The organism is Paenibacillus sp. FW507-14B1B (assembly GCF_058781425.1).
In genome coordinates this window covers 121,352-133,576 of record NZ_JBYSWS010000004.1, presented here as the reverse complement: position 1 = coordinate 133,576, position 12,225 = coordinate 121,352, and the positions used below count along the sequence as shown (strand labels likewise).

Sequence of the window (12,225 nt, the reverse complement as noted above, 5' to 3'; positions counted from 1 at the left end):
TCTTCTGGCCTCCTCTACTTAGAATCGGAAATATAGAAATGGATTAAATGTTGCATCTACTAAGTAGGCTACGGACAGGAAGAATAGCAAGCCATATCCGATCAGAGAGAACAGATGCCGAGACTCATGCTTCAAGAGAGGCTTCCTTGGTATCGATGCAATGACTAATACGATAAGCAAGATTGCGTTGGTATACACAAAATATAAAGTGCTGCTGTCCAGCAAAGGTTGATGGTTAAGTCCGATCATTGCTTGCAAGTAGCTCAGCACCCTCGGCAGCTCGTCAAATGCAAAGAGCACCCATCCGATAAGAATTAATAAAATAGCATAGAGATGTCTTACGAAGCGCGGTAAGCGGCTAAGAAGACGAAGCCCCCACCACTTTTCGATGATGAGAATGACACCAAAGTACAGCCCCCACAGCATGAAATTCCAGCTTGCCCCATGCCAAATTCCTGTCAATATCCAGACCACTAGAATATTGCGAATTTGAATCCCAAGTCCTCTTCGATTACCACCTAAAGGGATATAAACATAATCACGGAACCAGCTACTTAGGGATATATGCCACCTACGCCAGAAGTCTGTGATGCTCTGTGCGATATAGGGCTTATTGAAGTTCTCGTTGAACTCGAACCCGAACATAAGGCCAAGACCGATAGCCATATCCGAATAACCGCTGAAATCGAAATAAATCTGGAATGCAAATGCAATAATGCCAAGCCAAGCCGTTAATACAGGCATCGTTCCAATATCCGAATTTGATATCGTATCCCAGAGAAGGCCGATATTGTTAGCAAGCAGCACTTTTTTCGCCAGTCCAATCGTAAAGCGACGGACCCCCTGAGCAAATTTCTCCGTATTCATCGAACGCTTGCGTAGCTGCTCTGCAATGGAATTGTATTGAATGATTGGCCCTGCAACCAATTGCGGAAAGAGAGCTACGAATGTACCGAAGTCGATCCAATTTCGCTGCGCTTTAGCCGTTCCCCGGTAAACGTCAATGATGTAAGACATCGATTGGAACGTATAGAAAGATATCCCGATCGGTAGAGGCAAATCTGTAAGTGGAATATTCGTACCCAGCAGTTCATTTACATTCCCAATGAGAAAATCTGCATATTTGAAATAAGATAATAACCCCAAATTAACGATCACAGAACTGACAACAATCCATTTTCGCTGAACAGCACTTAGCCCCGGCCTACTAAGTAGAAGACCGAAGCTGTAATCCGTGATGGTAGAGATGAGCATGATTACAATGTATACAGGCTCTCCCCACGCATAGAATATAAGGCTGCTTAGGAATAAGATTAGATTCTTAATTCGCCATGGCGAAACGTAATACAGCGCAAGGACCAAAGGCAAAAATACGAATAGGAATAGCAGGCTGCTGAATAGCATGGGTGATTATTTTTGTTCAAAGAAACGTTCGAATGACTTCACAAATGCATCAGCCTGATCAGAAATGACGAATAGCACGTAGTTGCCTTTGGTAACAATTTTATAGTTCTTGGCATTTTCGTATTGGTCCGGAAGATACTGTTCGAATGACTTCTGTACATCTGCTGCACGTTTTTTGACAGCTTCCTCAACATCACTAATATCCTTTGCATCCTTAACTTTCAAGATGGAAAGTTCGTTAGATTTCACATTCATCATCGGAATTCGTACAGAGTATTCCTCAAGCAATCCAAGGTCTACATGGTATTGCTGCTTCACGCCGTCTGCATCAAGCTCCATTAAAGCAGGTTGCTCAATGTCTGCAAGCATCTTATCAACCATTTCTTTTACAGATACAGTAGGTTCAATCGGTTCTTCTGCCTTATTGCCGTTACTGTTATCGCCGTTACTGGAACATGCGCTAAGCGCCAGGGTAAGCAGAATGGCTAACATAAGAACAAAGGGTTTTTTCTTCATGGTGTATACGCTCCTCGAATAGTTATAGTTATTTGTATTCTAGCATTAGAGACGTGTGAGGCAGTTAAAAAGTTTCACCCTTTGTAGGTTTCCCAAAATTTACACAGATATGTTAGCCATGCCGATGCACCTTAAGTCAAAGGGCCTGAAACAGCCTTTCCCCATGTCTCTGGATATATCGATACAACACGACGCTTATCACACCTATAACTATTGCAATCACAAGTAGTATTAGATTGGCGTTCATGTCAGTGAGTAGCATCGACAATCCAAATGGAATGATCAGACTTAATAAGCTAACTAACATCGATACGATAACGGCTGCACTCTGTTTGATGGCCGTAACTTCACTTGTCCATGTGAGATTAGGCAGTTTCAAGTTAACAAGCACGCCAGCCAAAGCTGAATAACAAGCATACATACCAGGGATCACTAGCAGTAGTAAACTTTCTAACCATCCCGTATCCAGTGAGAAAATAAGCAGCACTCCGCTTACTAGAAGCATGGGGATGGTAACGGTAAGGTTGACCGCAACTTTACTAAGCAGAATGTCCGATTTCGATACGGGAGAGCTCTTTAAAATCCATAAGTGATTTCCCTCCAAGGATATGGAGCATGCCGTGGTGCAGCTCATGATAACGAACAAGGAGACAAACAACGGCGCCAATCTACTTAAATACTCAGATAATTGCGGAATCTCAAGAAATTGTTCAAATGTCTGTGGGCCAACAAACAATAAAGCGATCGACATCACCAGTAGTAGCACCATACCTATGCTTGTATTCAGCACATATAGAGAAGAGCTTATATATCGACGAAGCTCCTTCTTATACAGGGCGAGAAATGGAGAAGAGGTTCTCAGCTCCTTCATCTGATACTTACTACTTGCATGCGAAGAAGTGAGACCTGTATGAATCGCTTTAAACCTTGTCCCTAACACGTAAGTAAACATCATAAAGACAAGCACCGAAATCGCTATGAATAACAAGAGGGAATCCAGTTGATATGAGCAGACGCTATCTACATACATCGCTGTAAGAGGATACAGCTTGAATATCATATCTGCCAGTTGTGTACCGAGTTCCGTAAGAAGCTGCTCATTCCCGTTCATGCTGAACGAGCTGAGCATAAAGGCAATGATGACTGCAAACGTGAGCACAAGGCTGATGATGCGGCTGCCTTTAAACCGAGAGGAAACCCAACTGATCAGAGCCCCGATGATGGTCGCCCCGATGATCGGGACTAAAGGAATAAACACGAGCGTTATAAGAAAATACAGATAGTAAAGTGCAGCCGGGTTTATTTTTATTGCATACACTACACCTGCTGGAACCATCACGATTAAACTGAAAAATAAATTAATTACATAAAGCTGGAGAACGCGGCTTGCTACAACATCACTCGTTCTTATAGGCAGCGACATGACCAAGTCATAGTCTTTGAAACCGAATAATACATCGCCTGCCTTATAAATGGTAGTGAAGAATCCAATAACGGAGGTTGCCGCCATCATAATTGCAAGCAGTAGATCCATTCGCCCGATCTGTTCAAAAGTCATCGCCATCCCATAACTGTAGCTAAATGAGGCCCCTGCAATAACGACCATGCTCAGCAGCATTAAGAAACTCAGCAGCATCCATTTCCGTCTTTCCTTCACATCATGCGTATGCAGTGCCTTATTTAAGCCAAAGGAAGCAAGCAGCTGTATTCTCGTCAATCTCCATATATTAATCATTGTTGATTAGCTCCAGGAATACATCTTCTAAACTATGATCACCTTTGACCTCTTCTGTCTTCCCGTGGGTGATCAATTTCCCGCCTTTAATAATCGCAATTTTATTGCACAGCTTCTCTGCTACATCAAGCACATGCGTGGAGAAGAAGATGGCGCTGCCGTTTCGGCACAGCTCTGCCATAATCCTTTTCAACGTATGTGCTGCTTTCGGGTCGAGACCGACAAAAGGCTCATCGAGGACAAGCAGCTTCGGTTTATGAATAAGAGCTGATATGATCGCTAGCTTTTGCTTCATACCGTGGGAATAAGATGAGATCATATCACCTAAATGAGGTGTAATCTGAAATTCGTCGCTGTACTTTTGAATACGTGCCTCACGATTAGCCTTCGATACACTGTAAAGATCACCGATAAAGTTCAAGTATTGTATGCCTGTCAGATGCTCATAAATATCCGGATTATCGGGGATATACGCAGTTACCGCCTTACAGGCTAAAGGATCTTTACGAATCGAGATGCCGTCAATTTCGATCTCGCCTTCTTCAAAATCCAGAACACCTACCACAGACCGGATCGTCGTTGTCTTCCCTGCTCCGTTATGTCCGATAAAGCCGTAGATGTCCCCTCGTTCAACAACAAGGTTCAAGTCGTCTACTGCCTTTTTCCCACCCTTGTAACTCTTCGTAAAATGCTTAATTGTAAGCATCTGCCCCTCACCCTCTTCTTGAAAATTACCTATAGTACGTTTAAATGGGAGAGAACGTTCAATGGGAAAAGCTAAGATTTTTAGAGCTGTAGCGGTTCAATCAAACGCAAAAAAGCTACCTTAGAGGTAGCATTACCAATACATTCAGACACAACATAGCTTTAGCTGATTAGAATTTTTATTGCGATCTATGGTTGATCTTTACGATAGAGCTCGCGACTTTTATAACCAGCTTTCAAAATCATCTTCATTTCTTCTCGGCGCTTGGCTTTCGTCGCCTCTTGTTTAGCACTATACACATAACGCGCCCAATCCTTGCGATACCCCGGGGTGAGTTCTTGGTATAAAGCCAGCAGCTCTGGTGTATCCTCCAGATCCTTTTCTACACTTGGAATGAGGTCAATATAATCATCTACAGACTGGCTGGCCTTCGCGGAAATCTTGTGTTTTCCCTTAGCATCTTCTTTAAACCCAACCACGGTAAAGACTTCATCCAGCCCGACCATACGAGCAAATTTAATGTTGCTTGTCCCCACATACCCTTCCTCATCACTGCCTAAACCAGACAACAGGTCATCCCGATGAATGTACGTTTCGTACACCTTGTTACCCTTTTTGGGATACGCGGCAAAAAGATAGCCTCCTGGATTCAGGTGCTCATGTGTAATAACTCGGTCAACAAGCTCGTTTAATGATGCCATATCCAATACAAAAGCGAAAATCAGATCATACGCCTGATCCTTGAGCACAGTATCGTAGCTTGTCATTTCTGCCAAATAATCCGTTCCTTCGGGCTGATTCAGAATGGCAACTTGCTTATATTTATGTAGCTTCAACTTCTCTACAATTGATTTAGACAATTAACTTCATCCTCTACAGTAGAATCTCGTTAACTTAATTATAGCCCAAACAATGAATCATAATGAATGCTGAAAGGTGTTATCTTCATTGATAATAGAAAGAAAACGCCCAGCTAGGCGTTTTCTTGAATCATGTATTTAATATGAGGACTACGTTGTCACAACCAAATCTTTTAAAATAAACTCCTCAACCACCTTAGCTACGCCGTCATTCATATTCGTATCGGTAACATAGTCAGCTAATTGTTTAATCTCCTCAGGTGCATTCCCCATGGCAACGCCTAGACCAGCGAATTCGATCATCGCAACATCATTGTACCCGTCTCCCATTGCAATAACCTCGGAGCGCTCAATGCCAAGCGTCTGAATCAGGTGATTCAAGCTTGTTCCTTTGTTAACACCATCCTCGGTAAATTCGAGGAAGAAGGGCTTCGAGCGCATGACGTTTAGCTGCCCTGCCATTTTCTCTTTCAACTTCTTCTCCACTTCAACTAAGCGTTCTGGATCTGCCACCATTAGCACTTTAACAACAGGCACCTGTACAGCGTCTACGAAGCTTTCCACTTCTACGATCTTCATTCCTGTAATGTCTGATTCAATGGCTGTATATTCGTTAGCTGATGCCGTTACAATCTCATCCCCCACATAAGTAAGTGCAGATACACCTTCCTCTACACTCAGGTCATATAGAGTATGAGCCATTTCAGGTGTTAATGTGCTACTAAAAGGTTCCTCTTGAGTCTTCCAGTTAATAATCTTCGCCCCGTTGAATGAGAGAATATAACTTCCAAAGCGCTCCAACTCCAGCTCTTCCGCTAGTGCTCTCATCGCATAAGTTGGGCGTCCTGAAGCCAAGACGACTTTAACGCCCGCTTCTTGCGCAGCCATCAATGCTTGTTTATTGCCTGCAGAGATCGTTCCATCATCCTGAAGCAGTGTATCATCGAGATCCAGCACAATCATTTTATATTTCATTCTCCAGCATCCCTTTACATCATTTTTCATCTACTATATCACGTCTTACTTGCTAGCTCTATGTATGTTACCTGGCTACGGATTTAAAATATTGGTAGACTCGATTCAGTTTCTTGTCATGTCTACCCTTAGCACTTTCCATGCTACCAAACTCGAAGAATTTCACCCTTCGTATGCCCACATATTGAAACAGAGCTTTTCGCATGAGAACCTTGTGTGCGTTATTAAGCCAGTAGAGCGGATAGAACACGGGTCCCTTCATGACAGAAATACAGACAACAGACTTTCCTTTTAATAGACCTTCTGGTAGAAGCCCGCCTGTATCTCTATAGGCAAAATTCGAAGCAAACATTTGGTCGATGTAACCGAGCAGCATAGCAGGAGGACGTCCCCACCAGATTGGATATACGAATACGATTTTATCTGCCTTAAGAAGCTGCTGGCGATACTTCTCAAGTCTCGGATCACTATGCATATCCCTTCTACGCTTCGTTTCGTTAAATACGAGAACCGGGTCAAAGCCCTCTTCATATAAATCAAGCACCTGGATGTCCTTGATCTGAGCATTCGCACCACTACCTCGAATGACCTGTTCCAAAAATGCATAGCTTAAACTCTGATGATTCGGATGCGTATAAATGACCAAGACGTTCACTAGTGCCACCCCATTAATTATCATTTGATAACTAAAAAGTATCATCTCTCGAATTAGTTGTCAAATGATAATTGTGTTGTGATAATTAGTTTGATATCTTTTCCTTACGAGGTGATGCAGATGGACCCTAAAACTCAAGAAGCCTATTTCCAGCAATTCTTAACCTTTATAACGTCTGTGCATGAAGTGACTTATGACTTAACTAAAGACATTAAACCAGATGACATTACGCCCGTTCAATATAGCATTCTGGAGTATATTGCGGTTAGCCAGCCCGTAACCCTAAGTCAGATTAGTGAGTGTAAGCATATATCGATGCCGAACACGAGTCGTGAGCTAAAGAAGCTTACGGAGAAGAATCTATGTGAGAAGTTTGATGTGGCTGAGGATCGCCGCAAACAATTTATACGACTTTCCGAAGCAGGACAGGCGATAATGAACGAAGCCTTTCAGCGGATTGGCAGCCGATTCTTAAGCCGCTTGAGCGATACCTCCCCAGAAGAACTGGAGGAGATCAACCGCGCCCTGCAGTTACTTCAGTCCAAGGTATTCTATCAAGAGTAAGTCATGATGAAGAGTACGAATATCATACGCTAGCATTTCCGCTGAGCACAGAAGGGCACTCCCGTAATGGGAATGCCCTTCTTCAGTTCGCCTCAGATTCAGCGACCCTCTTTACCCTCTCCAGAAATTTAACAACAACTTTTTCATTCGCAAATACCATGAACAACTTGAACAGCCACTTCAATGCTTTATTGGTTGTTGTGTATCTAAATCTCGTCTTTTGGTCATCTATACGATGCAATTCATATAATGCCGTGATCTCAAAGCTATTCGCGAGCGTGAACCCAATCTTCAGTTTTTTATCGTTCGGCTGATTGGAATACTCTAGCACATGGACATCATATTCCTTGGTACGTTTGCCGTCATTGTATCTTTGGCGGTAAATACTGCCCACCACATCATCCTTAAGCCTAATTGGCTTATTCTCTATCATCTGCGGCATAATCTTTCGCATCTGTTCGAGCGGACCATCCAAGTACAACCATATCTTCTCAATGGGACGATTAATCTCAATTTCGCTTGACCATTGCTTCAAAATCTTGACCTCCTGATATCCAATGCTCCAATATTTTCAATTGTGCCCTTGTCCGAGATCTCTGATACGATGCAGCTAAAAACGCTCCAAAGCTTAGGTCAAACCAATCTACTTCATTTACTAAATATAAAGGACACCCAAAAGGGTGCCCTTTATTCCGTTATTAAGCTATTGTTCACTCACGATTTTACGTGCTACAAAACTAAGGTCTAAGATATCAATCTTGCCGTCCTTATCTAGATCCATATGCTTTACTTGTTCCCAATCTGCACTTGCCGAAGTTTTACCGTAGTTTGCGGCTACTAAGGCTAGGTCCCCGATACTCACCTTACCGTCATTGTTAACATCTCCTGAGTTAACCGGAGGTACCGTTTCTGGTTTAATCTGAATGTTGATCGTAGATGGGGCGCCTTTTGTTTCTGCTCCCGTATCATCGCCCATCGTCATATCCGTCACGGATAAAATAGTTTCAACCGGCTGCTCTACTGTCTTTGCCTTAAAGACTAGATTCAGCAGCTGTACATCCGATGTAATCGCATTGGCCGATCCTGTACTGGCCATGATGAATCGCAGCTTGCCTGGCGTATTATTCACCAACTCTACGAGGTTGACGCCTTCCCTCGCTGACTCTGCAGATACAAACTCTACAAGATTGGCGTCATAGTCCATTGAGGTATCAAGCGCATATACATGCTGTGTCACATCTCGCATTCCGAAGTTAACATGAAACTCCTTACCCGACTGCACGGTACTGCTGGCAGCAGACAGTGTTGATTTCGTCTCTGCTGGTGTAGAGATGGAAGAAGTCTTCACCTCACCAAGCGCATACCAACCGGTACTCGTCATCCGATCTTCAACAGCAAGCTTTATGGCTGGCTTATTGTTGTTTGTGCTATCTACAATCGCCACAGCCAAATCATATGTCCCATCCGGAACATCGCTGATTTCAAAATCTCCAGTGTAGCTATAATCTTGACCTTTGATCCAGTCAGCTGGTTCTGCCTTATCAAAACTCATAGATACAGGTTGCTGGGTTTCTGGATCTAGCAGTGCAAAGGCAACTTTGTATTTGTGACCCCAATTCGGCAGATCGTTAGGCAATTTACCTACACCCGTATTTTTCCACGAATGATAGATCTTATAGGGCGTATCAAGCTTCAGCGTGGCTGGATAGACTGCCTCATTCAAGACAAAGCGATATCCACCTTGCAAGGCGAACTTCTCCACCAATTCGGGATGATTCACCGAGAATTCGATGACATCCTCCGGATGCCTCAAATCCAGAGTATTAGCATGCGTGTACAGCGCATCGTTAACCACCCTAGTTAACATGTTACGAATCGGCTTATTCTGACCATCACAGGAGGAAGCTCTGGATACGAAGTTCTGATAACAATTCTCCGCAAATACCGGTACTGCCGGAAAATGGGCTACAATTCGGTCTTTTTGCGTTTGATCAAAATATACTGGACTGCCATAGCTATCTCTACGAAGTATGAAGCCTTTTTCTTCATAAGCCCAGTCTTGTAATGCCCAATCAAAACTGCTTGCGTCTTGTTGGCCAATCAATACCTTTTTAAAGTTATCTGCATATAAGTTGACGATCCATTTAAACGTGTTGTCTTTCTCTGCCTTCGTCATGCTGTGACTAAAGGTGTACATTTCACCCCAGTAGCCCATACCGCCACCATCAACAAAATCTACGATACTAGGATCATCGTATTCCTCTGCAAATGCCCGAACGAAGTTCTCAAATTTCTCTCTAAAAATTAGGTCAGTGACAATCGGTGTCTTGAAGTTAGTGTTAGAAGCGGTCGGAACCCCTCTTGCACCTGCATCAAACACGAACTGCGGCGTCGCCTGCATATGTACATCTTGGCTGTCTATGACAACGCGGAAAGCAAGTTTTATATTGCGGTCGTGAGCCATCTTCACTAACTTTTTATAGTTCTCATCCACATTCCATGCGTATTGCCCTTCGGATGGCTCCATCCGAGACCATGGTACTCGAATATAAAGTATACTCGCAGCATCTATATGCGGATCAACGGTATCCCAATACGTCTGTGCATCCATATTGACCATCGTATTTCCGCCACCGCCAAATTCCTCAACATACAATACCCAACCCATCGCCGGATTTTTGATAATGCTTGTTGTATCTTCTTTAGGTAACGTAATCGAATAGTTCTCAGGTGGTTTACCTGGTATCAGAACCTGAAGGGCTACTGTGTTAGCTTTGGTCTGATCTGCAAGCTTAATGACTTCGAGCACAACGGAAACTTTCTCGTCACTTGATGTAGGTGAAATCGTTCCATCTAAAGCGAGGATATCTTCCCGGTCAGACGAATGGATCTGAACAGCGAATCCCTCAGGTACAGCTGGAAGATCAAGCACCAACTGACCTCGGCTTGGCTTCTTAATGCTTGTAATAGATCCGGCTACACTGCTGGCTGAGTAATCAAGTTTCCCCCATACCTGCCATTCCATAATCGCATATCCACTCCATGTCTGTGCTGCGGATTTTACCTTAATACGAAGCTTACTCGTTTTAATTTCTGGAAAAGTAATATCTAATGTTTCAGCAGCTTGTTCATTTTTCGTCCAGTTAAGCGTAATATCTGCTTTCGCTATCTGCCAGGTTTGACCGTCAAAAAATTCAAGGTCCATCGTCGTTATCCCTTGTCTGGGACCAAAATTGGCCGATATTGAAATTTTACTCGTGGTGACCAGATTCACCCCCCAATCAAGTGTTACATAGGCTGGCATTGTAAAATTGTTGCTTACCCATCCTATAGTCATATTTCCATCATTAACACTGCCAATCTTATTCTGACTTGTCCCTGCCGTCGCACTTGCAACCGCTTGCAAAGCTACATTTGTCAAATCTGTGGATGATTCTGCCGATACCTTTGGAGATAAATCCACGATATAAGTAAGCAACATAATACAAATAAGAAATATGGAAACCTTGTTCTTCACTACAACCTCTCCTTTGATTAGGATTTTTGCTTTAAACATTTCTGCTAACCAACGAGTTACTTCACCTCCTCTTCATGGTTTGCTCTTCGTCTGAACACCTTTTATTTGGTGCGACTTTATTATATAAAGCTTGTGATTTTACAAGTATGTATAAATCTTAGGTAACGTATATAACAAAATATGAGATCGCTTACAATGCTTAATAGCCTAAGTTTAGGATATAGAAATCGTAGTATTGTCTATGTTGTTAGACCATTCGCTCCCCCCAAAAAAAAGAAAGGCATTCGCTACAAAAGCGGATGCCTTTCTTAAGATCACGGTATTATCAATTGAAATGCTACTCTCTTACCAGTCCACGAATAAATGCTTCAAAACTCGGGGCCAGCTTGGTAATGGTATAACCATTGGCTTGATCTACATAAACCACTTCGGGTTCACTATCATTTCCAGATTCACGGTAATCAAGCATTACCACCGCAGACTCGGATGGACAATCACAGATGACTACCCCGATCTCAGGATACCCACCATTCTCAATGACATGTCGACTTCCTTCTTTACCACAGAGCGAATGACGCTTCTCTCGCCCAATAGCATGAATACCAGAAATCGTAATGTGCGTCGCCCCTTCAACTGCATTGGTTGTAGGGAAACATCTGTTGTGAGGCACCCCGCCGTTATGCTCTTTAGCCATATTTACATAGAAAGATGGCAGTTTAAACACCAGCTCTTCCTCTATAGAAGCAACCAGCTCATCTGAAGGCGGATTCGAAACATAATGCTCTAACGCATGTTCACTATCATCCCAGAAGTTCGTGAAGTCAAAGTCTGTATCAAAATGAATGGGATGCACACTTACTACGGTTTCAGCAGATTCACGTGATTCTTCTGCTTCTTCCTCATCTTCTTCTTCTGCATCCCCTTCCTTCTTGCTTGCAATCCACTCCAGAAATTCTAACGTATCCTCATCTCCTGGATCTAATTGATCAGCGGCCTCAAATGCTTGCTGCGCTTCGTCATACTGATCCAGATAGTAATAGGCCAATCCTATACGGTAATGCCAAAGCGGATCATCTTTACCCTCTTCCGCAATGGTCAAGAACTGTTCAACGGCCTCTTCGTAGCGCTCGAGATTATTCAGTGCTCGTCCCAAATGACTAATCAGCACATAATCTCTGTCCTCTGCTGGAATTTCCATAATTGCATCTACGATCTCATCAAACTGATCCTCTTCATGCCACGTATCGAGCTGTTCTAACAGATCATCTCGCATTATTCCTGCCTCCTACTTGA

Annotated in this window: 11 protein-coding genes; 1 reads left to right on the top strand and 10 read right to left on the bottom strand. The window is 43.1% G+C overall.

Going from position 1 to position 12,225, the window contains the following annotated elements:
• Positions 1–18: 18 nt before the first annotated feature.
• The 7 genes from AC3WJJ_RS19350 to AC3WJJ_RS19320 form a co-directional block, all read right to left on the bottom strand.
• Positions 19–1,404, bottom strand: a complete 1,386-nt coding sequence (locus AC3WJJ_RS19350; protein WP_492543289.1) for an MBOAT family O-acyltransferase — start codon at positions 1,402–1,404, stop codon at positions 19–21.
• A gap of 6 nt (positions 1,405–1,410) precedes the next feature.
• Entirely contained in the window at positions 1,411–1,920 is a 510-nt protein-coding gene (locus AC3WJJ_RS19345; protein ID WP_492543287.1) for a DUF4358 domain-containing protein, read from the bottom strand.
• A gap of 136 nt (positions 1,921–2,056) precedes the next feature.
• Positions 2,057–3,655, bottom strand: a complete 1,599-nt coding sequence (locus tag AC3WJJ_RS19340; RefSeq protein ID WP_492543285.1) for a permease-like membrane multi-spanning protein — start codon at positions 3,653–3,655, stop codon at positions 2,057–2,059.
• On the bottom strand, positions 3,648–4,361 hold the full coding sequence (locus tag AC3WJJ_RS19335; RefSeq protein ID WP_492543283.1) for an ABC transporter ATP-binding protein: 714 nt from the start codon (positions 4,359–4,361) through the stop codon (positions 3,648–3,650). The genes AC3WJJ_RS19340 and AC3WJJ_RS19335 overlap by 8 nt, the downstream gene beginning before the upstream one ends.
• A gap of 188 nt (positions 4,362–4,549) precedes the next feature.
• Positions 4,550–5,221: a YdeI/OmpD-associated family protein gene (locus AC3WJJ_RS19330; protein ID WP_492543281.1), complete on the bottom strand. Its 672-nt coding sequence runs from the start codon at positions 5,219–5,221 to the stop codon at positions 4,550–4,552.
• Between the two features lie 150 nt (positions 5,222–5,371).
• Positions 5,372–6,196 (bottom strand): Cof-type HAD-IIB family hydrolase, encoded by an 825-nt coding sequence (locus AC3WJJ_RS19325; protein WP_492543279.1) that lies wholly within the window; start codon positions 6,194–6,196, stop codon positions 5,372–5,374.
• A gap of 67 nt (positions 6,197–6,263) precedes the next feature.
• The gene (locus AC3WJJ_RS19320) at positions 6,264–6,851 is read right to left on the bottom strand and encodes an NAD(P)H-dependent oxidoreductase (protein ID WP_492543610.1); all 588 of its coding nucleotides are present in this window, start codon (positions 6,849–6,851) and stop codon (positions 6,264–6,266) included.
• Between the two features lie 120 nt (positions 6,852–6,971).
• Here AC3WJJ_RS19320 and AC3WJJ_RS19315 point away from each other — a divergent pair, with 120 nt between their 5' ends.
• The gene (locus tag AC3WJJ_RS19315; RefSeq protein ID WP_492543277.1) at positions 6,972–7,415 is read left to right on the top strand and encodes a MarR family winged helix-turn-helix transcriptional regulator; all 444 of its coding nucleotides are present in this window, start codon (positions 6,972–6,974) and stop codon (positions 7,413–7,415) included.
• Positions 7,416–7,497: 82 nt separating this feature from the next.
• On the opposite strand, the gene AC3WJJ_RS19310 is transcribed toward AC3WJJ_RS19315, so the two are convergent.
• The 3 genes from AC3WJJ_RS19310 to AC3WJJ_RS19300 all read right to left on the bottom strand — a co-directional run bounded on the left by AC3WJJ_RS19310 (position 7,498) and on the right by AC3WJJ_RS19300 (position 12,205).
• Positions 7,498–7,950: an SRPBCC family protein gene (locus tag AC3WJJ_RS19310; protein ID WP_492543275.1), complete on the bottom strand. Its 453-nt coding sequence runs from the start codon at positions 7,948–7,950 to the stop codon at positions 7,498–7,500.
• A 168-nt stretch (positions 7,951–8,118) separates the two neighbouring features.
• A complete protein-coding gene (locus AC3WJJ_RS19305) occupies positions 8,119–10,971 on the bottom strand; it encodes a cohesin domain-containing protein (RefSeq protein ID WP_492543273.1) in 2,853 nt (950 codons plus the stop codon).
• A gap of 298 nt (positions 10,972–11,269) precedes the next feature.
• Positions 11,270–12,205, bottom strand: a complete 936-nt coding sequence (locus tag AC3WJJ_RS19300) for an SMI1/KNR4 family protein (RefSeq protein ID WP_492543271.1) — start codon at positions 12,203–12,205, stop codon at positions 11,270–11,272.
• Between the last annotated feature and the right edge of the window lie 20 nt (positions 12,206–12,225).

Excerpts from the sequence above, each read along its gene's own strand:
- AC3WJJ_RS19315 (WP_492543277.1), top strand. The coding sequence starts at position 6,972 with ATGGACCCTAAAACTCAAGAAGCCTATTTCCAGCAATTCTTAACCTTT.
- AC3WJJ_RS19300 (WP_492543271.1), bottom strand. The coding sequence starts at position 12,205 with ATGCGAGATGATCTGTTAGAACAGCTCGATACGTGGCATGAAGAGGAT.
- AC3WJJ_RS19345 (WP_492543287.1), bottom strand. The coding sequence starts at position 1,920 with ATGAAGAAAAAACCCTTTGTTCTTATGTTAGCCATTCTGCTTACCCTG.
- AC3WJJ_RS19335 (WP_492543283.1), bottom strand. The coding sequence starts at position 4,361 with ATGCTTACAATTAAGCATTTTACGAAGAGTTACAAGGGTGGGAAAAAG.
- AC3WJJ_RS19350 (WP_492543289.1), bottom strand. The coding sequence starts at position 1,404 with ATGCTATTCAGCAGCCTGCTATTCCTATTCGTATTTTTGCCTTTGGTC.
- AC3WJJ_RS19305 (WP_492543273.1), bottom strand. The coding sequence starts at position 10,971 with ATGTTTAAAGCAAAAATCCTAATCAAAGGAGAGGTTGTAGTGAAGAAC.
- AC3WJJ_RS19325 (WP_492543279.1), bottom strand. The coding sequence starts at position 6,196 with ATGAAATATAAAATGATTGTGCTGGATCTCGATGATACACTGCTTCAG.
- AC3WJJ_RS19340 (WP_492543285.1), bottom strand. The coding sequence starts at position 3,655 with ATGATTAATATATGGAGATTGACGAGAATACAGCTGCTTGCTTCCTTT.